This window comes from Streptomyces sp. NPDC006309 (assembly GCF_040613095.1).
Classification (GTDB): Bacteria; Actinomycetota; Actinomycetes; order Streptomycetales; family Streptomycetaceae; genus Streptomyces.
Window position 1 is genome coordinate 68,001 of sequence record NZ_JBEXRO010000028.1, and the last position, 18,404, is coordinate 86,404.

The 18,404-nt window shown below is 74.7% G+C and carries 17 protein-coding genes; 5 read left to right on the forward strand and 12 right to left on the reverse strand.

Features of this window, described 5'->3' with window-relative positions; genetic code table 11:
- Position 1 precedes the first annotated feature (1 nt).
- From hypE to ABZ117_RS29065, 8 genes are all read right to left on the reverse strand, one after another.
- Positions 2 to 991, reverse strand: a complete 990-nt coding sequence (gene hypE / locus ABZ117_RS29030) for a hydrogenase expression/formation protein HypE (RefSeq protein WP_356824833.1) — start codon at positions 989 to 991, stop codon at positions 2 to 4.
- Between the two features lie 103 nt (positions 992 to 1,094).
- Positions 1,095 to 2,237 (reverse strand): hydrogenase formation protein HypD, encoded by a 1,143-nt coding sequence (gene hypD, locus ABZ117_RS29035; RefSeq protein WP_356824799.1) that lies wholly within the window; start codon positions 2,235 to 2,237, stop codon positions 1,095 to 1,097.
- Positions 2,234 to 2,524 carry a HypC/HybG/HupF family hydrogenase formation chaperone gene (locus ABZ117_RS29040; RefSeq protein ID WP_356824801.1) on the reverse strand — a complete coding sequence of 97 codons (291 nt, stop codon included), beginning with the start codon at positions 2,522 to 2,524 and terminating at the stop codon, positions 2,234 to 2,236. Before ABZ117_RS29040 ends, hypD begins: the two co-directional genes overlap by 4 nt.
- 3 nt (positions 2,525 to 2,527) lie before the next feature.
- On the reverse strand, positions 2,528 to 4,882 hold the full coding sequence (gene hypF / locus ABZ117_RS29045; RefSeq protein ID WP_356824803.1) for a carbamoyltransferase HypF: 2,355 nt from the start codon (positions 4,880 to 4,882) through the stop codon (positions 2,528 to 2,530).
- Positions 4,879 to 5,601 carry a hydrogenase nickel incorporation protein HypB gene (gene hypB, locus ABZ117_RS29050; protein WP_356824805.1) on the reverse strand — a complete coding sequence of 241 codons (723 nt, stop codon included), beginning with the start codon at positions 5,599 to 5,601 and terminating at the stop codon, positions 4,879 to 4,881. The genes hypF and hypB overlap by 4 nt, the downstream gene beginning before the upstream one ends.
- Before the next feature lie 60 nt (positions 5,602 to 5,661).
- Positions 5,662 to 6,240 carry a hydrogenase maturation protease gene (locus tag ABZ117_RS29055; protein ID WP_356824807.1) on the reverse strand — a complete coding sequence of 193 codons (579 nt, stop codon included), beginning with the start codon at positions 6,238 to 6,240 and terminating at the stop codon, positions 5,662 to 5,664.
- A complete protein-coding gene (locus tag ABZ117_RS29060) occupies positions 6,237 to 7,946 on the reverse strand; it encodes a hydrogenase maturation protein (RefSeq protein ID WP_356824809.1) in 1,710 nt (569 codons plus the stop codon). Before ABZ117_RS29060 ends, ABZ117_RS29055 begins: the two co-directional genes overlap by 4 nt.
- 481 nt (positions 7,947 to 8,427) lie before the next feature.
- On the reverse strand, positions 8,428 to 8,955 hold the full coding sequence (locus ABZ117_RS29065) for a hypothetical protein (protein WP_356824811.1): 528 nt from the start codon (positions 8,953 to 8,955) through the stop codon (positions 8,428 to 8,430).
- A gap of 446 nt (positions 8,956 to 9,401) precedes the next feature.
- On the opposite strand from ABZ117_RS29065, the gene ABZ117_RS29070 reads away from it, so the two are divergent.
- Positions 9,402 to 9,668, forward strand: coding sequence for a DUF1360 domain-containing protein (locus ABZ117_RS29070; protein ID WP_356824835.1), 267 nt, complete (start codon positions 9,402 to 9,404; stop codon positions 9,666 to 9,668).
- Positions 9,669 to 9,810: 142 nt separating this feature from the next.
- Here ABZ117_RS29070 and ABZ117_RS29075 read toward each other — a convergent pair whose 3' ends face one another.
- Positions 9,811 to 10,545 (reverse strand): MgtC/SapB family protein, encoded by a 735-nt coding sequence (locus tag ABZ117_RS29075; protein WP_356824813.1) that lies wholly within the window; start codon positions 10,543 to 10,545, stop codon positions 9,811 to 9,813.
- Between the two features lie 180 nt (positions 10,546 to 10,725).
- Between ABZ117_RS29075 and ABZ117_RS29080 the strand changes: the two genes are divergently transcribed.
- From ABZ117_RS29080 to ABZ117_RS29095, 4 genes are all read left to right on the forward strand, one after another.
- Positions 10,726 to 11,139, forward strand: a complete 414-nt coding sequence (locus tag ABZ117_RS29080; protein WP_356824815.1) for a DUF2267 domain-containing protein — start codon at positions 10,726 to 10,728, stop codon at positions 11,137 to 11,139.
- A 112-nt stretch (positions 11,140 to 11,251) separates the two neighbouring features.
- On the forward strand, positions 11,252 to 11,704 hold the full coding sequence (locus ABZ117_RS29085) for an ANTAR domain-containing protein (RefSeq protein ID WP_356824817.1): 453 nt from the start codon (positions 11,252 to 11,254) through the stop codon (positions 11,702 to 11,704).
- 396 nt (positions 11,705 to 12,100) lie between these two features.
- Positions 12,101 to 13,300 (forward strand): AI-2E family transporter, encoded by a 1,200-nt coding sequence (locus ABZ117_RS29090; protein ID WP_356824819.1) that lies wholly within the window; start codon positions 12,101 to 12,103, stop codon positions 13,298 to 13,300.
- A gap of 196 nt (positions 13,301 to 13,496) precedes the next feature.
- Positions 13,497 to 14,543, forward strand: a complete 1,047-nt coding sequence (locus tag ABZ117_RS29095) for an aromatic acid exporter family protein (RefSeq protein ID WP_356824821.1) — start codon at positions 13,497 to 13,499, stop codon at positions 14,541 to 14,543.
- Positions 14,544 to 14,712: 169 nt separating this feature from the next.
- On the opposite strand, the gene ABZ117_RS29100 is transcribed toward ABZ117_RS29095, so the two are convergent.
- The 3 genes from ABZ117_RS29100 to ABZ117_RS29110 all read right to left on the reverse strand — a co-directional run bounded on the left by ABZ117_RS29100 (position 14,713) and on the right by ABZ117_RS29110 (position 18,098).
- Positions 14,713 to 15,201, reverse strand: coding sequence for a molybdenum cofactor biosysynthesis protein (locus tag ABZ117_RS29100; protein WP_356824823.1), 489 nt, complete (start codon positions 15,199 to 15,201; stop codon positions 14,713 to 14,715).
- Between the two features lie 115 nt (positions 15,202 to 15,316).
- A complete protein-coding gene (locus ABZ117_RS29105; protein ID WP_356824825.1) occupies positions 15,317 to 16,156 on the reverse strand; it encodes a lysozyme in 840 nt (279 codons plus the stop codon).
- 85 nt (positions 16,157 to 16,241) lie between these two features.
- The gene (locus ABZ117_RS29110; protein ID WP_356824827.1) at positions 16,242 to 18,098 is read right to left on the reverse strand and encodes a M1 family aminopeptidase; all 1,857 of its coding nucleotides are present in this window, start codon (positions 18,096 to 18,098) and stop codon (positions 16,242 to 16,244) included.
- Between the last annotated feature and the right edge of the window lie 306 nt (positions 18,099 to 18,404).

Genomic DNA, 18,404 nt, shown 5'->3' on the forward strand with positions numbered 1-18,404 from the left:
CTCAGCAGATGCGGGGCAGCTGCTCTCCCAGCGGCAGGTCCACCACACGGGTGCCGCCGAGGCCGGTGGCGACGACCACCATGCCCGGGTGGTCGGCCACGCACTCGCCGATGAGGGCCGCGCCGGTGCCCTGCGGGTGGGCGCGCATGGCCGCCAGCACGCCCTCGGCGTGTTCGGGGGGTACGAAGGCGACGAGCCGGCCCTCGTTGGCGACGTACAAGGGGTCCAGGCCGAGGAAGCCGCAGGCGTTGGCGACCTCGTCCGGGACGGGGACGGCCCGTTCCCGCAGCCGGACCCCGGTGCCGGAGGCGCGGGCGATCTCGTTGAGGGACGCGCCGAGGCCGCCCCGGGTGGGGTCGCGCAGGACGTGGATGTCCGGGGTGACCGCCAGCATGGCCGCGACGAGGTCGGCCAGGGGCGCGGTGTCGGAGGCGATCTCGGTCCCGAACTCCAGGCCTTCGCGCACGCTCATGATGGCCACACCGTGCAGGCCGATGGGGCCGCTGACGATGACGGCGTCACCCGGCCGGGCGCGCTGCGGGCGGATGTCGACGCCGTCGGGCACGAGGCCGACGCCGGCGGTGGTGACGTAGACACCGTCGCCGTGCCCGGACTCCACGACCTTGGTGTCACCGGTGGCGACGGTCACGCCCGCCGTCCGGGCCGCCGCGCCGACGGCACGTGCGACGCGCTCCACCACGGCCAGTTCCACGCCCTCCTCGAGGATGAAGGCGGTGGACAGGTACGCGGGCCGGGCGCCGCTCATGGCGAGGTCGTTGACGGTGCCGTTGACGGCCAGGTCGCCGAGGCTGCCGCCGGGGAAGAACAGGGGGCGTACGACGTAGGAGTCGGTGGAGAAGGCCAGCCGCGCGCCTCCCAGGTCGAGGACCGCCGAGTCGGCGAGGGCGGCCAGGATGGGGTTGCCGTAGGCGGGGGCGAAGATCTGCTCGATCAGTTCGGCGGACAGGGTGCCGCCCCCGCCGTGGCCCATGACGACGACCGGCTGATCGCGCAGGGGCGCCGGGCAGGTCCAGTTCGCGGGGTCGACGGCCGACGCGCCCGCCGCGGCGGCTTCGGTGGCTTCGGTGGCGAGGTCAGCCAACGGAGTTCATCTCCTCCTGCGGGATACGGGATCCCTGCTGTGCCGGGGCGTTCATCCGGCGGTACAGGTAGTAGGCGGCGCAGGCGCCCTCGCTGGAGACCATGGTGGCGCCGAGCGGGGTGCGCGGGGTGCAGGCCGTGCCGAACGCCTCGCACTCGGTCGGCTTGATCAGCCCTTGCAGGACCTCACCGGCCCGGCACACGGCGGGTTCCTCCGTGCGGATGCCGGTGACGTCGAAGCGGTGTTCGGCGTCGTAGGCGCGGAAGGCGTCGGTCAGCCGCCAGCCGCTGGCCGGGATGCGTCCGATGCCGCGCCAGTTGCGGTCGGTGACCTCGAAGACCTCCTCGATCATGCGCATGGCCGCCGGGTTGCCCTGGTCGCGCACGGCGCGCGCGTAGGCGTTGTCCACCCCGTACTGTCCGCGCTCCAGCTGGTGGACGGCGCGGCGGATGCCTTCGAGGATGTCCAGGGGCTCGAAGCCGGTGACGACGATCGGCACCCGGTGCTTCGCGGCCAGCTCGGGGTACTCGGCGGTGCCCATCACGCTGCACACGTGACCGGCGGCGAGGAAGCCCTGCACCCGGCAGCTGGGCGAGGTCATGATGGCCTCGATCGCCGGGGGGACCCGGACGTGGGACACCAGCAGGCTGAAGTTGTCGAGGCCGAGCCTGCGGGCCTGGTGCACGGCCATGGCGTTGGCGGGGGCCGTCGTCTCGAAGCCGATCGCGAAGAACACGACCTGGCGGTCCGGGTTCGCGCGGGCCAGGTCGAGGGCGTCGAGCGGGGAGTACACCACGCGTACGTCACCGCCCTCGCCCTTGACGCGGAACAGGTCCCGGTCGGTGCCCGGCACGCGGAGCATGTCGCCGAAGGAACAGAAGATCACGCCGGGGCGGGCGGCGATCTCCAGTGCCTTGTCGATGACATCGAGAGGCGTGACGCACACCGGGCAGCCGGGGCCGTGGATCAACTCCACCTTCTCCGGCAGGAGTTGGTCGATGCCGTGGCGGATGATGGAGTGGGTCTGGCCGCCGCAGACCTCCATGAGCGCCCAGGGGCGGGTGGCGGTGGCGCGGATCTCGTCCAGCAGCCGGCGCGCCAGGGCGGGGTCGTTGAACTCGTCGAGGTACTTCACCGGGTCTCACTTCCGCTCTCCTGCCGGGCCGCCTGCTCCCAGGCGTCACCGAACTCCTCTTCCAGCAGCCCGAGTTGCTCGAACAGTTCCAGGGACGCCCGGGCCGACTCCTCGTCCAGGCGCTGGAGCGCGAAGCCGACGTGGACGATGACGTACTCCCCCACCCGCACATCGGGGAGATATTCGAGGCACGCCTGTTTCTGCACTCCGCCGAAGTCGATCAGCCCGGTGAGCGGGTCGGCGCGATGGTCGATGGACACGACCTTGCCGGGCACTGCCAGACACATGGGTCACTCCGTCTCGTGGTGGACGGCTGTTCCCGCGACCATCAGCTGGCCGAGCGCGAGACCGCCGTCGTTCGGGGGGACTTCGCCGTGCCGCAGGAGCCTGAAGCCGTCCCGGCCGAGCAGGGCGGCGCACTCCTCCTCCAGCAGGGCGTTGGCGAAGACGCCGCCGGTGAGGGCGACGGTGGCCAGGCCGGTGGCCGTGCGGGCGCGGCGGCAGATCTCGGTGACGGCCCGCGCGACGCCGCGGTGGAAGCGGGCGGCGAGCACGGGGGCGGGGGTGCCACGGGCCCGGTCGTGCAGGAGCGCCCGCAGCATCGGTGTGGGGCTGCATGTGAGGCGGTCCGTACCGCTGAGCCCGAAGGGGTAGGCCACGGCGTCCGCGCCGGCGGCCTCCAGCGCCGCCGCCTCCAGTTCCAGTGCGGCCTGCGCCTCGTAGCCGGCCCGGTGGCACACGCCGACGAGCGAGGAGACGGCGTCGAAGAGCCGCCCCATGCCGGAGGACGGCACACAGGCCACCTGGCGTTCCAGCTGGCGCAGCAGCACCGCGCGTTCGGTGTCCGAGCAGGCGGCGACGCTCGGCAGCTCCGGCGTCCACGGCAGTCCCGCCGCCCACAGCCGGGCCAGGGCCGTCCGGCAGGGGTTGGCCACGCCGGCGTCGCCACCGGGCAGCGGGGCGGGGGCCAGGTGCGCGAAGCGCCGGTAGCCGGTGTAGTCGGCGAGCAGGACCTCGCCGCCCCACACCGTGCCGTCGTCGCCGTAGCCGGTGCCGTCGAAGGCGACGCCGATGACGGGTGCGGTGCCGTCCAGACCGTGCTCGGCCATGGTGGCGGCGACATGGGCGTGGTGGTGCTGGACCAGCACCGGCCCGGGCAGGCCGAGCCGGGCGGCCCGGGTGTGCGCCCGGCGGGTCGAGTGGTAGCCGGGGTGCCGGTCGGCGGCCACCCGCCGGGGGGTGACTCCGGTGAGCCGGGTGAGGTGCCGCTCGGCCCGTTCGGCGGCGTCCAGCGTGGCCAGCTCGCCCATGTCGCCGATGTGCGGCCCGAGCCAGGCGTGATCGCCCTCGCCCAGGCAGAGGACGTTCTTGAGGTCACCGCCGACGGCGAGTGTGGGCCGCACCGGGACCGGCAGGCGCACCGGGCGGGGGACGTAGCCGCGGGAGCGCCGCAGGACCTGGGCGGTGCCGTCGGGGCGGACACGCAGGAGGGAGTCGTCGCACGGGGAGGCGATGGGCCGGTCGTGGGTGAGCCAGGCGTCGGCGAGGCCGGCCAGCCGGGTCAGCGCCTGGGCGTCGTCGGTGACGATGGGCTCGCCCGAGCGGTTGCCGCTGGTCATGACCAGGACGCGGGGGCCCGGGGGATCGCCGGGCAGCCCGAACAGCAGGGTGTGGACGGGGGTGTAGGGCAGCATCACGCCGACGTGCGGGCTGCCGGGGCAGACCTGGCCGGCGAGGCGGAGGCCGTCGGGGGGTGTGCGGGGGCGCAGCAGGACGACGGGGCGGTGCGCGCCGGTGAGGGCGTCGCGTTCCGCGTCGGAGAGGACCGCGATCCGTTCGGCCGTGGACAGGTCCGCGCACATCACCGCGAAGGCCTTGCCGCCGCGCTCCTTGCGGTCCCGCAGCGCGGTGACGGCCCGGGCGTCGGTGGCGTCGCAGGCCAGGTGGTAGCCGCCGACGCCCTTGACGGCGACGATCCGCCCGGCGGCGAGCAGCGCGCGGGCCGCCGCGAGTGCCGCCGCGTCCCGGGCCGGGCGGACGCCGGTCCCGTCGGCCGGGACCAGGGCGAGCCGTGGGCCGCAGTCGGGGCAGGCGACGGGCTGGGCGTGGAAGCGCCGGTCGGCCGGGTCCGCGTACTCCCGGGCACACGCGGGGCACATCGGGAAGCCGGCCATGGTGGTGGCGACGCGGTCGTAGGGCATGCCGGTGGCGACGGTGAAGCGGGGGCCGCAGTGGGTGCAGGTGAGGAAGGGGTGGCGGTGGCGGCGGTCGCCCGGGTCGGCCAGTTCGCGCAGGCAGTCGGCGCAGGTCGCGGTGTCGGGCGGGAGGTGGGTGCGGCCCGGGGAGCGCTCGGTGGAGCGGATGCCGAAGGGTCCGGTGGCGCCGGTGGCGGGGACGTCCTCCCAGCCGACGCCGGTGACGGTCGCCAGCGGGGGCGGCCGCTCGGCCAGCCGGCGGACGAACAGGTCCACCTCGTCCGGTGGGCCCTCGACCTCGATGAGCACGCCGTCGGCGGTGTTGCTCACGAACCCGGGCAGGGCGAGGGCGGCGGCCAGCCGGTGGACGTACGGCCGGAAGCCGACCCCCTGCACCGTGCCGCGCACGGTGATGCGGCGGCGGACCGGGCCGGCGGCGGGCGCCGTCACGCGACGGGAGCGGAATCGGGGTGGTGGACGTGCGGGTGGGGGGCGAGCGGCGGGCGGTGCGGCGGGGTTCCGCCGCGGGCGGCGAGGGCGCGGTCGAGCAGGGTGCCGACGCCGGAACCGGTCCGGGCGCAGGATCGTACGATCTCCACGCCCGGGTTGACCTGGTGCACGTTCTCGTGGAAGAGGCTCTCGTCGAAGCCGGCCGGCCCGGCGAGGTCGGTCTTGGTGATCACCACGAGGTGGGCGGAGCCGAACGCGGTCGGGTACTTCAGCGGCTTGTCCTCGCCCTCGGTGACGGCCATCAGCACGACGCGCAGGGTCTCACCGAGGTCGTAGGCGGCCGGGCAGACCAGGTTGCCGACGTTCTCCACGAAGAGCACGGAGGTGTCCGGCGGCAGCCAGCCCGCCAGCCGGGCCCGGACCTGACGGGCCTCCAGGTGGCACAGTCCGTCGGTGAGCAGCTGCTGGACGGGGGCGCCGGAACGGGCCAGCCGGACGGCGTCGTTCTCGGTGGCCAGGTCCGCGGTGAGCGCGGCCACCGGGACGCCGCGCTCCACCGCGCGGGCCAGGACCCGGCCGAGGAGTTCGGTCTTGCCGCTGCCGGGGCTGGACAGCAGGTTGACCACGGTCACGCCCTGCCGGGCGAGGTCGCCGCGCAGGCTCGCGGCCAGGTCGTCGTTCTTCGCCAGGACGGCCTGTCTGACGTCGGACCGGCACATGGGCGCTGCTCCTCGGGTGGGGTGACGGGACGCGGGCCGCATCGCGTGCGGCCCGGCATCTCACCGATTCTGGGTGCCGCCGCGCGCCGTAACGGGCAGCGCTGCCGGGGGCGGGGTGCCGGATTCCACCGGGCGGCCCAACGGAGGCAGGGGTACGGCCGGATCGTCGAGCAGGGCGGGGACGAGCGTGTGCAGCGCGTCCACGGCCCGGCTGACCGCCTCGCGCACCGGTGCGCTCAGTGAGCCGAGGAGGTCGTCGCCGTCCGGCAGGACACCGGGTTCGCAGGCCAGGACGAGGACCCTGGGCAGCGGCTCGTCGCCCAGGTGCCTGGCCAGGGCCAGTACCGTCGCCGGGTCCATGCCGTGGGCCTCGGGCGCGACGGTCCCGTCGGGGGGTTCGGCCTCGATCAGCGACAGGGTGCCGGGGCGGTGCCCGCGCGGGGCCGCGTCGACCAGGACGGCGGTGGCACAGCCGGCCAGCAGGTCGTAGGCGAGGTCCAGGCCGCGGATGCCGTAGTCGCGCACCCGTACCCCGGGCGGCAGCGGGCGCCGTCCGAGTGCGCGGATCACCTCGGGGCCGAAGGCGTCGTCGGCGAGGAAGATGTTGCCGACGCCGGCCACCAGGATCCGGGGCGTCACCGGGCGTCTCCGGCGGCCGGGTCCAGGGGCCGGGGTGAGCCGGCGGGTGTCTTGCGGACGAAGGCCGAGCGCAGGGCGTGGTAGGGGGCCGAGGGGTCGAAGAAGACGGCGTGCATGCGGGCCAGTTCCGCCTGCCGGTGGTCGGCCAGGGGACGTTCCCGCTCGTCCGCCGCGCGGGCCGCCGCCTTGGCGGCGATCCGCGCGTCGAGGTCCGGGGCGGCGGCGAGCGCGGTCGCCAGCCGCCGCACCGCGGCCGCGAAGTCCCCCGGCACGGCGGGCACCAGCCGGTCCACGAGGCCCAGCCGTTCGGCGGACGCGGCGCTGACCGGCAGTGCCTGCGTGGTCAGCCGGCGGGCGTGGCCGGGGCCGACGCGGCGCGGCAGGGAGTAGGTCCAGAACTCGGAGCCGTACAGGCCCATGCGCCGGTAGTGCGGGTTGAGGACGACGCCCGTGCGGCACCACACCTGGTCGGCGGCGAGGGCCAGCATGGCCCCGCCGGCCGCGGCGTTGCCGGCGAGGGCGGCCACCACCAGCCGGTCGGTGGTGCGCAGCACGGCCTCCACGAGGTCGTCCATGGCGTTGAGGTTGGTCCAGGACTCCTCTGCCGGGTCGGGAGCGGCCTCGATGACGTTCAGATGGATGCCGTTGGAGAAGAAGTCGCGTGCCCCGCCGAGGACGAGGACGCGGGTGGGACGGGTCAGGGCCTCCCGGTAGGCCGCGAGCAGTCTGCGGCACTGGTCGGTGCTCATGGCGCCGCCCGGGAAGGAGAAGGCGAGGAAGCCGGTGTCACCGTGCTGGTGGTAGCGGATGTCGGTCCAGGTGCGCCGGCCGGGCGGGAGTTCCAGGGGGGCGGGGTCGTCCGGGAGGCGCAGGCCGGGCTGGTGGGAGGCGAGCACCGAGGCGGCCGGGCGGCGGAAGGGCGCCGGGTCGCCGGAGTCGCGGCGGGGACGCAGTTCCGGGATCCAGACCGCGCCGTCCCGGGTGGCCCGGCAGACGGCTCCGGCGCGCTGGGCCAGCAGGGCGCCCGGACGGCCGCGCAGCCGGTCCTCGGGGTGCCCGCCGTGCAGGAACACCTCCCGGCCGAGGAGTTCGTCCAGGACGCCCGGCTGGGAGTCGGCGCCGCGGAGTTTGCGCAGGACCGTCTGGGTGTCGTCCCGCTCCCAGTCGATCCGCCGCTGCTCCTGCCGGAAGAAGTCGCGCCAGACGACCGTGACCGACGCGTCGGTCTGCGGGAGGGGCTTGTACGAGCCGTCGGCGTAGCGCCGTACGGCCGTCAGCACGGCGGTGACGGCGGCGTCGGAGGCCTCGTTGCGGTAGAGGTCGCTCTTGCCGACGGGCGGCACGGGGAACGGCTCGGCCGCCCAGATCGCGCCCGCGTCCATCGCCGCCTCGGCCCGCAGCACGGTCACGCCCCACTGCTCCGCCCGGTCGGCGACGGCCCAGTCCAGCGCGGACGGGCCGCGGTCGCCCGGCGGGCCGGGGTGCACGATCAGGCAGGTGTGGTCGCGCCACACGTCCTCGGGCAGGGCCGTCCTGAGCATCGGCGCGACGATCAGCTCCGGCCGCAGCTCGCGCACGGCGGCGCGGACCGGGTCGGGGCCGTGTGCGGCGAGCACCACGTCCACCCGGTGCCCGACGTCCGACAGTTCGGCGTACACGCGCTGGGAGAGGCTGTTGAACGCGCTGGCGACCAGCAGGATGTCCATGGCACGGCATGCTCGCCGTTCGCCGCGGTGCCGCGAAGAACCGCCGCGGCGTTTCGCCGGCCTCACCCGGGTCGCTTCCGCCATCCGGAGCGCACGGCGGGGGCGGGCGGCGGTTGTACGGCGGAGGCGGGCGGGTGTCCTACGGCGGGGCGGCGCAGGTGCCGTACGGCGCGGTCGTAGGGCGGTCGTACCGCGCCGGCGTACGGCGGTCCTACGGCGCGGGCGTACGGCGGTCGCACAGCGCCGGCGTACGGCGGAGCCGCGCGGGTGCCGTACGGCGCTGTCCGGCTCGTCGTGGCGTGGCGTGCAGGGCGTGTTGCTGTTCCCCGCCGGGCGCCTGCGGTCCGCCGAGCGGGCGCTGGAGGAACTGCGGGTGCCGGCCGCCCGCCACCTCGACGGCCTGGGGTGACCGCTCGCCGACGCCGGGCAGGGTCGGGAGCAGGGGGGTGGCCGCCGTCCGTCGGGATCGGCGGGGAGGCGGTCAGGCCGCGAGGGGCCGGCCGGGGGCGAGGCGGTCGAGGAGCTCGTCCTGGTGGAGCTCGGCCACCGGGGCGAGCAGGTCGGGGTGGCGGAGCAGGGCGGCGGCGCGACGGTCGCCGGCGTCCGGGGCGAGCAGCCGGCGGAACTCGACCGGCGCGGACGCGGTGTGCTCACCCCCGGCGAGCGCGGCGACGGCCGCCCCCGCCAGTGCGGCGTCGGTGAGCAGCGCGGCGGCCCAGCTGGCCACGATCTCGTCCACCCAGGTACGCCACGCCCGCTCGTCGGCCGGGTGGCCGTCGGCTGGCTCCGCGCCGCTGAGCCAGTCGAGGCGGGTCGCGCCCCCGGGGCCGGCCAGGGCGACCAGGGCCGCGTCGATCTCGGTGGGATACCGCAGCCAGGCGGCCACGGTCACGGCCTGCCGGGCCTGCGCCTCGCACAGCGCGGCGGCCAGCGCTCCGCCGCACGGCGGGTAGGCGACGGTCAGCCAGCGTGCCGTCGCGGCTATCAGGGGAGACAGGTCGGTGAGCACAGCCGGGCCGTCCGAGGTACGCAGGGGAAAGGGGCTCCACGTCACGGTAGCCCGGCACCGGGCACCTGGGGGAGGGGGTGCGAACCAGGTCATATGTGTCCTGGCCCACGTCGGAGGCGGTGTGCCGGGTGACGCGCCGGAAGGCCACGTGTCGCCCTCGCGGGCGAGGGCACTCGGTGCGCGCTCCGGGAAGGGCACGTGATCACGTTCGGGAGGTCCCATGACGACGGACGCCGCAGGCTACGACGACCAGGGCGAGGTTCCCCTCGCGGGATACGCGGCTCTCGCCTCCGTCTTCGCGGCGGGCGTCGGCACTTTCGCGGTGGTGGCCCGGCAGCGGGGAGTCCGGCTGCCGGAGGAGGTGCCGCCGTGGGACGTCGCCCTGCTCGGCGCGGCGACGTACAAGGCGTCGAGGGTGCTGACCCGAGACAAGGGTCACCAGCTTTCTGCGGGCGCCGTTCACCCGCCGCACGGGCCGGGGCGGGGCCGGCGAGGTCATGGGCGAACCCCGGGGCACCGGCTCCCGGCGGGCCGTCGGTGACCTGCTGTCCTGCCCGTTCTGCACCGCCGCCCGGGCCGCCGGCGCCCTGGTCTGCTCCTACGCGGTGGCGCCCCGGTTCACCCGGCTGGTGTGCGGGGGCCTGGGCGCGCTGACCGTGTCGGACTGGCTCCACTACGCCTGGACGTGGACCCAGCAGGCGACCGAGGACTGAGCCGGCCGCGGCACCGCCCGCGTGGCCGGTCCGCCGTCCGCGCGGGCGGTCGGCCATCGTGGACGGTCCGCCGCGGGCGGTCGGCCGTCGCCGTCCGTCCCGCGCGCGGAAAGGTCCGGGACCTCCCCGTGCCGGCTGCCGGCTATTCGTCGTCCGCCGCGGTGGTCAGCTCGATGTCGAGGACGCCGTCGTCCTGGAACAGTTCCGACGCCAGCCGGGAGGGGTCCGCGGTGCCCTCCAGCCGCAGCAGGACCCGGGCGGCGGCGTCGGCGCGGTCGGGCAGCCGTTCGACCTTGACCTGGACGATCCGGAAGCCGCGCCGGGTGCAGGCCTCCATCAGGCGCGGCAGCAGCGCCGAGCCGGTCCGGTAGGTCAGGCGCGCCTCGAAGGTGGCGGCCGTGCCGGGGACCAGACGGCGCGAGAGCCGCGGGTAGCCCCGCACCACCAGGAAGTGCAGGGCCGTCACCACCACCGCCAGAAGGGGCAGCCCGCCGCCGCAGGCCATGCCGACCGCGCAGGTCAGCCAGACGGTGGCGGCGGTCGTCAGGCCCCGTACGGCGTCACGTCGTACGAAGATCAGGCCGCCGCCGATGAAGCCGATCCCGGAGACGATCTGCGCCGCGACGCGGGAGGGGTCGAAGGAGACGTTCTCCAGGCCCAGCACCGCGCTGAACCCGTGCTGGGAGACCTCCATCATCAGCGCGCTGGCGATGCCGACCAGTGTGTGGGTGCGCAGGCCCGCGCTCTTCTGCTGGGCCGCGCGCTCCCAGCCGATCAGGCTGGACAGCACGAGCGCCAGTCCGAGTTCGGCCAGCTGCCGCGGCCCCTGCCCGTTGTGGATGTCCCACAGCGGTGCGGCCAGTCCCACTCCTGTCATGCGCACCTCGCACGATGATCAGCCGATCCTACGCCGCCGACGCCCGCCCCGCGCCACGGCGACGACACCACCGGGCGTCCGGTGACGGTGACGCGGCGCGGGTGCGGGGGTACCCGTGCGGGGCCGCCACGCCCGCGGGACGGCGCTGCCGTCAGGACTTCGCGCGAAGGGACCGGCATCATGCGGCACGACGAGTTGATCGGAAAGGTGCAGGCGCTGGCCCAGCTGCCCGACCGGGGAACGGCCGAGCGGGCCGCGCACGCGGTGGTGACCACGCTGTCGGAACGGCTGCCGTCGGGACTGGCCCGGCATGTGGCGGCCCAGCTGCCGCACGACATGGCGGCGGCCATGCGGGAGGCGGCCGACGCCTCGGCCGGGCCGGACTCCGGCACGTCGGGCGAACGGTTCGGACTGACCGCGTTCGCCGGACGCATCGCCGTCCGGGCCGGGACCGACGAGGACACGGCACTGCGGGAGGCCGCCGCCGTCCTGGAGGTGCTGGACGCCGCCCTCGCCCCGGAACTGACCGAACGGATGGCCGGGGCGCTGCCCGCCGACATCCGTGAGCTGCTGCCGACGGGCCGGGCCGTGTAGGACGCGGACCGGTACGGCGCGCCCGTAACCGGTGGTACTGGTTGAATTCGTATGCATACGCTCACCGGGGGCAGGCGGAGCAGTGACGCCCCCACTTCGAAAAGGTGCTCCAATGGCCTTCTTCGCCGTCTCCCGGAACCAGCCGCTCGTCCTACTCTCGACCACCGACCTGGTGACCGAACACCACCGGATGTACGAGGAGAACCAGCAGCTGCGGCGTGCGATCACCTCGCACGCCGTGATCGACCAGGCCATCGGTGTCGTGGTCGTCCTGGGGCGGCTGACGCCGGAAGGGGCCTGGCGGGCGCTGCGGGAGGTCTCCCAGCACACCAACACCAAACTGCGGACGGTCGCCCAGCACGTCCTGGACTACGCCCAGGGCGGCGCGCTTCCCGAGTCCGAGCGGGCCGAACTCGGGAAGGCGATCGTCCGTCACCGCCGGTGCGGCGGGACGCCGGTCACCGCCGGCCCGCCCGGCTCCCCCGGCGGTGACGGGAGCGACGGGACGGAGGCCGCAGCACCCACCGGTCCTCAACCTGATCCAGCCCGTACAGCAGGAGGCTGAGGACCGGGAACAGCAGAACCGCGACGATGATCACTGGAGGCTCCCCCTCCTGCCGGGGACACCGACGCGAGTGCCCTCCCGCGGCGTGCCCACCCTCGCCCGCTGTGAAGGTTCTGTGACCGCGCGGAACCGGCCCGCCCCTCGGCACGGAGCGGGCCGGCCGACGGCCGCCCGCCCTGACCGGCGCCCGTTCGGCCGTACCGCCTCTTCGGCGGCGCCGCCCGTTCGACCCAGCCCGCCTCCCGGCACCTGTTCGGCCACACCCGGCGGGTGCCGCCTGTGCGCCGTGGCGTGCGCGCGGGTGGCGGCGGTCGCCGGGTGGCGGGTCCGGCGGGTGCGCTCGGCGCGCCCCCTCGCCGCCCTGTGCTTACGGTGCTGTGAAGGTGACCGTCCGTCATGGGTGGCGAGGAGGTGCGAGCCGTGGTGGGTGAGGAGCGCGGGCGGGTGACCGGGCGAGGCGGCGGGCGGCGGGCGGGCGGGCGGGTGCTCGGCAGCCGGCCGGCGCACTCGGTGCGGCTGCCGGCACCGCCCCGGCCGGAGCCGCCCGCGCCGCCGGCCGAGCGGACGGTGCCGTGGCTGCGGGTCGCCGCGGCCTTCTCCTGGCGGCTGATCCTCGTCGGCGTCGTCGTCTACGGCGTCTTCAGCGTCCTCGGCAGCTTCCAGCTGATCGCCGTGGCCCTGTTCCTCGCGCTGGTCGTGACGTCCGTCCTGCGCCCGCTCGTCGACCAGCTCGGCCGGATCCTGCCGCGGCCCGTCGCCGTGGCCCTGGCGCTGATCGGCAGCCTGCTGCTCCTGCTGGCCCTGCTGGCCCTCGTGGGCAGCGCGGTGGCGGACGAGTCGGGCCGGCTGGTGGGCGACTTGCGCGGCGGTACGCACCGCATCCAGGAGTGGCTGCAACGGCCGCCGTTCCGGCTCAGTCCGGCCCGGCTCTCCGCGCTCCAGGACCAGCTGACGGGTTATCTCTCGGCACACCGGGCGGCTCTGCTCAGCAGCGCGGTCAACGAGTTCGGCCGGGTGGTGGAGGTGGTCGCGGGCGGCGCGCTCGCGCTGTTCGCGTCGGTGTTCTTCATCCACTCCGGCGAGCACCTGTGGGGCTGGGCACGCGACCAGCTGATGCCCGCCGGTGCCCGTGCGGCCTGGGACCGGGCGGGGCGGGCGGCCTGGCACAGCTTCGCCGGGTACACGCGGGGCATCATCATCGTGGCCGCCACCAACGCCGTACTGGTCGGTGTCGCCCTGCTGGTGCTGCGGGTACCGCTGGCGCTGCCGCTGGCCCTGCTGGAGTTCTTCGCGGCGTTCGTGCCGCTGGTGGGCTCGCCGGTCGCCCTCGCGGTCGCCACGGTCGTCGCGCTCGCCGGGCGCGGACCTTTCACGGCGGCGTGCGTGCTGGTCCTGATCGTCGTGATCGGCCAGCTCGAGGGGCATGTGCTGCATCCGCTGGTGATGAGCTGGGCGGTACGGCTGCACCCGCTGGTCGTCGCCCTGTCCGTCATCGCGGGCAGCATCGTCGCGGGGGTGATCGGTGCCATCGTGGCGGTCCCGCTGGTCTCGGTGGTCTGGTCGGTGCTGCGCGCCCTGCGCGCGGTACCCCCCTGACGGCCCGCCGCGCCGCGCGGTGGTGCGCGTCGTCACAATGCCGGGGCACTGCTGGGCGGCATGACGGGGGCCGACCGGTGGCACCCGGGTCACCGTGCGTGGGACAGGAGTGACCTTGCAGGGTGTACGGCGTGATGTGTCGGACGCGGTACAGACGGTACGACGGGCCTGGACGGGACCGGGCCGGGAACGGGACATGGCCCTCCAGGCGGTGAAGGCCGCGCTGGCCGCGTGGCTGGCCTGGGTGGTGGCCGGGTGGTGGCTGCACGCGCCGGTGGCGTTCGTCGCGCCCTGGGTGGCGGTCGTCCTGGTGGAGTCGACCGTCTACCGGTCGATCGCCCACGGGCTGCAACAGCTCGCGGCGATCGGGGTTGGCACGATCGCCGCCACCGCGGCCGGGCTGCTGCTGCACAGCACGGTGGCCGCGATGGCGGTCGTCCTCCCCCCGGCGATGCTGCTCGGCCGGTGGCGACGGCTGGGCAGCCAGGGCATCAACGCGGCCACCGGCGCCCTGTTCGTCCTCACCAACCCACCCGTGAGCGTCGCCACCTCCACGGCCCGGCTCACCGAGGCCCTGTTCGGGGCGGTCGTCGGCATCGCCGTCAACGCGCTGGTACGGCCGCCGCTGTATCTGCGCGACACCCGCTCCGTGCTCCAGGACGCGACCGAGGAGGCCCACGACATCCTGCGGGACGTGGCCGACGGGCTGGCCGGGGGACGCTGGGACGCCGAGGAGGCCGGGGCCTGGCACGAGCGGGCCCTGCGGCTGGGCCGGCTGGTGGAGGAGGCCCGCTCGGCGGTCGAGTGGAGCCGCGAAAGCCTGCGGGTCAACCTGCGCCGCCGGCGCGCCGGCGCCGTGCCGCCGCCCGGCAAGGAGTACGACGACGCCCTCCTGGTCCTGGACTACGCGTCCGTCCACACCGCGGGGGTGACCCGCACGGTCATGGAGGCAGCCGCCGAGGACCGCCCGCCGCCCCGGCCGCGGCCCGGTCCGGCCCGGCGCTACGCCGAGTTCCTGCGCCAGACCGCCCACGCGCTGCGGCTGTACAGCCACAGCCGGTTCGGCGACGCGTGCGAGGACGAGCTGGGCGAGTCCGTGGCCCGGCTGCGCGGCACGCTCAGCGAACTGCGCCGGGACCTGGCCCGCTCCGTCAGGGAGGACCCCGACGAGGTCGCCACCTACGGCGCGCTGCTCGCCCAGGCCCACCGGCTGGCCGGGCAACTGGCCGCCTCGAATGCCTGAGCGCTTCGGCCGCCGGGGGTCACCGTCGTCCACGAGACCGGTGGGCCCCCCTCGGGGTCGCCGCCGGGCCGGGCGGAACGCCGGTGCCGTGGCCCGGCGCCCGGTCCGCGGGACGGGACGCTCGGGCCCTCGTGACTCACGCGCCGCCTGCCGCCGCCGTCCGTCCGGGTTACCGCACTCCGAACACCGCCGGGCCCAGCTTGAGGACGCCGTCGGTCAGCGGCCGGCAGCGCACTCCTCCGCCGCCGCGCAGCGCGCGCTGGGCACCGGGACCCAGGGTGGTGTCCATCCAGGCGCACGGCCGGGCGGCCCGGCGCACCTCCAGTTCCACCGGTCCGGCACCGCAGTCGAGGTAGACCGTCGACCCGGTGTACGCGTCGATGTCGACGCCGCGCAGCAGTACGTTGCGCCGGGTGCGCAGCAGCCCGGCCGGGTGGGGTCCCGGCTGCGGCAGCCGCTCGGCCGCCATGAGGGTGACCGACGCGTCGCGGTGGGCGGGGCGGTTGAAGTAGCGGTCGCCGACGATGCCGAGACCCGCGCGGACCTCGGCCGTCGTCACCAGTTCCCCGGGCGGCAGTTCGGGCGGACCGTCGCCGGGCCGGCCGGAGAGCCGGTGGACCGGGGAGACCAGCAGCTGAAGTATCTCGACGTGCGGCACGCACCGAGCCTAGTCACTCCTGCTCACCGCGGTGGGCCTGCTGCTCCTGGCCCCTCCGGCCGCCGGCCCGGGCCCGGGCCGGCGGCACGGCCCGATCCCGGCCGCCGGATCTCCCTCAGCCGGTGGCGAAGTCCCGCAGCGAGTCCTGGGGGCCGTTGAAACGGTCGTGGTCGCCGACCGTCTTGCCGGTGGAGGTGTACTGCCACATGGTGTGTGTCTTCCAGCCCGACGGCAGTGCTCCGACCGTGGAGGCGTAGCGCGCGATCCACAGCGGGTTGGTCGCGCCGAAGCCGGCGTAGTCGCCGGTGCACTGGGTCCACCAGCTGGTGGCCGTGTAGATGACCGCGTCCCGGCCGGTGCGGGACTTGTACCGGTTGAGGAAGTCGCGGATCCAGCTGACCATGCCGCTCTTGGACTTGCCGAAGCAGTCGTCGCCGTAGGGGTTCCACTCGATGTCGAGGGCTCCGGGCAGGGTCTTGGCGTCGTTGGACCAGCCGCCGCCGTGCTGCACGAAGTAGTCGGCCTGGGCGGCGCCGCCGGAGGTGTCCGGCGTCGCGAAGTGGTAGGCGCCGCGGATCAGGCCGGTGTTGTACGAACCGGTGTACTGCGAGCTGAAGTAGGGGTTGGTGTAGGAGGTGCCCTCGGTGGCCTTCGTGTAGGCCCACGTGGTGCCGTCGCCCCACAGCGCCTTCCAGTCGACGGCTCCCTGATAGCTGGAGACGTCGACGCCCTCGGCCTGGGAGGCGCGGGGGGCGGGGGGCGGGGTGCCGTCGGAGCCGTCGTGGGCGAGTACGCCGATGCCCATGTAGGCGTTGCCGCGTACGGGAGCGCCGCCGGCCGGCAGGGGCACGGCCGGGACGCTGGACAGGAACAGGAGGAGGCCGGTCAGGGTGCCGGTGAGGCACAGGGGATACCGGCCGCGGAGGGGGGCTACGGAGTTTCGCACGCACTCCATCTGACCCGGGGTCGGGTCGTCCCGCACCCCGGGTACCGCCCAACGATGCCTTCCGCGGCCGGTCCTTGAGCCGTTCGGGTGGCCGTCAGCCGTCGATGCGGTGCTGGGTCCAGAAGGAGGTCAGGTCCGTGCTCGTGGCGGCCTGGGCCGCCGCCTTGAACTCGGCCGTGGTGGACACGCCGTACCAGTGCGCGCTCGCGTAGTCCTTCAGCAGCTTGGCCATGGCGGTGTCACCGAGGACGCGCCGCAGGTCGTGCAGGGCGCACTTGCCGTAGCCGTAGACGACGGTGGAGTACCGGGAGGAGTGGGCGTCCCAGTAGGCCATCGAGTTGCTGATCTTCTCGGTGCTGGAGGCCCAGGAGACGCTGCTCCAGCAGTTGCTGCCGGTCTTGCCCTGGGCGAGGTCGGTGGCGTAGTCGGTGAACGCCTCGTCCAGCCAGGGGCTGGTGTACTCGTCGTCGCCGACGATGCCGTACCACCACTGGTGGGCGATCTCGTGGGTGAGGGCGGTGGTGCTGACCAGGTCCAGGACGAACCCGGGGTACTCCATGCCGCCGAACCAGTAGTTGTTGTCGATGACGGCGTCCAGTTCCCCGTAGGGGTAGGCGCCGAACCGGGCCGCGTGGGCGTCGACCGCGGTCTTGGCGGTGCTGAGCATCGACTGGGCGCTGGAGGAGCTGATGCCCGAGACGGAGTACACGTTCACCGGGACGCCGGCGGCCGAGGTGCCGGAGATCTTGGTGAACGGTCCGGCGGCCCAGGCGAAGTCGCGGACCTTGGCCGCGGTCGCCGTGGTGACCGTACGGCCGCTGGAGCCGGGCGTCTCCGTGGAGGTGCCGGTGGCCGGGACCAGCAGGCTGGTCGGGTGGTCCAGGGTGACCTTGAAGTCGGCGGCCAGGGAGTAGAACGACTCGCCGTTGTCGGTGTACGGGGCCAGGTGCCAGCCGGCGCTGTCGCGGACGGCGAGGACGGGCAGGGCGTTGCCGACGAAGCTGAACGCGCCGTCGTGGCCGAACCGGTCGGCGCCGCTGGGCACGGTGATGCCGAGGTCGAAGCCGATGGTGGCGGACTGGCCCTGGGCGAGCGGGGACGGCAGGTCGATCTTGAGGGCGGTGCAGGCCACGGAGAGGGCGCCGGCGCTGCCGCCGGTGACGTTGCTGACCTTGACCGGCATCGCGTCGCAGGTGCCGTGGTAGTTGTCCCACAGCCGCAGGTAGACCTCGCCGAGCGCGGTGGCGGAGGCGTTGGTGAAGGTTGCGCTCTCGTGCCCGGTCCAGACGGTGCCGCTCGTGTCGCTGCTGAGGTTCACGGTGTACGCGGGTGCCGCGGGGGTGCGGGTGGAGTCGGCCGATGGTGGCGTGGTGCCGCCGGAGGTATCGAGGGTGATGTCGTCCAGGACGAAGCTCGTCTGGAGGCTGGAGTCCTCGGTGCCGGTGAAGGACAGGTTCACCGTCTGGCCCGCGAACGACGACACGTCGATGGTCTTGTGGACGTAGCCGGTGTTCTCGTCCAGGTTCGAGTAGGTGGCCAGCGTCGTGCTGCCGATCTTGGCCGTCAGTTTGTCGTACGCGACGGACGTGGTGGTCTCGGCGGTGTCGGTGTGCAGCCAGAAGCCGAGGGTGGCGGTGGCGCACCCGGAGGGGATCGTCACGCTCTGGCCGAGGGTGTCGGTGCGGGTGCTGCCCGCGCCGTCCAGCCAGGCGTAGGAGCTGCCGCCGTGGGCGCTCTGTCCGGAACGACTGGTGATCACGGTGGACGGGGACTGCGTCCACGGTGAAGTGCCGTTCTCGAAGCCCGGGTCGGTGATGACCTGGGCGGGGGCGCAGGCGGCGGGGGCGGAGGCCGGGCCGGCGGCTGCGGGGGTGCCGGGGAGTACGAGGGCGGCCACCGCTGCGACGGTGAGCGCACCGGCGCCGAGGGCCTTGTGGGGGGTCGTTCTCACACGCTACTCCTTCGTGGCGGCCGGGGTTCCGGCCTGCTCGAAGGCCGCCCGGCCGGGGTTCGCCGGGGCGGCCGCGTACGGGGCTTGCGCGATCGCTTGTGCCGAAGAGCCCGTCGCGCCCCTCGGGGTCGGGGCGACGACTGCCGGACGACTGCCGAAAGAGTGACAGATTTGACCGGTCCATGCCAGATGGATAAAGCGGGCGCCCCTCCCCCGGCGCCGTGCGCGCCACCCCCCTTCGGCGCCGCCCCCCCGCCCCCCGGGGGGGGCCCGGGGGATGCGGGTGGCTGGCCGGCGCAGCTCGCC

Coding starts and splice junctions, on each gene's coding strand:
- hypE (WP_356824833.1), bottom strand. CDS start 991: ATGGGCCACGGCGGGGGCGGCACCCTGTCCGCCGAACTGATCGAGCAG.
- ABZ117_RS29040 (WP_356824801.1), bottom strand. CDS start 2,524: ATGTGTCTGGCAGTGCCCGGCAAGGTCGTGTCCATCGACCATCGCGCC.
- hypB (WP_356824805.1), bottom strand. CDS start 5,601: ATGTGCCGGTCCGACGTCAGACAGGCCGTCCTGGCGAAGAACGACGAC.
- ABZ117_RS29060 (WP_356824809.1), bottom strand. CDS start 7,946: ATGGACATCCTGCTGGTCGCCAGCGCGTTCAACAGCCTCTCCCAGCGC.
- ABZ117_RS29075 (WP_356824813.1), bottom strand. CDS start 10,545: ATGACAGGAGTGGGACTGGCCGCACCGCTGTGGGACATCCACAACGGG.
- ABZ117_RS29080 (WP_356824815.1), top strand. CDS start 10,726: ATGCGGCACGACGAGTTGATCGGAAAGGTGCAGGCGCTGGCCCAGCTG.
- ABZ117_RS29085 (WP_356824817.1), top strand. CDS start 11,252: ATGGCCTTCTTCGCCGTCTCCCGGAACCAGCCGCTCGTCCTACTCTCG.
- ABZ117_RS29090 (WP_356824819.1), top strand. CDS start 12,101: ATGGGTGGCGAGGAGGTGCGAGCCGTGGTGGGTGAGGAGCGCGGGCGG.
- ABZ117_RS29095 (WP_356824821.1), top strand. CDS start 13,497: ATGGCCCTCCAGGCGGTGAAGGCCGCGCTGGCCGCGTGGCTGGCCTGG.
- ABZ117_RS29105 (WP_356824825.1), bottom strand. CDS start 16,156: ATGGAGTGCGTGCGAAACTCCGTAGCCCCCCTCCGCGGCCGGTATCCC.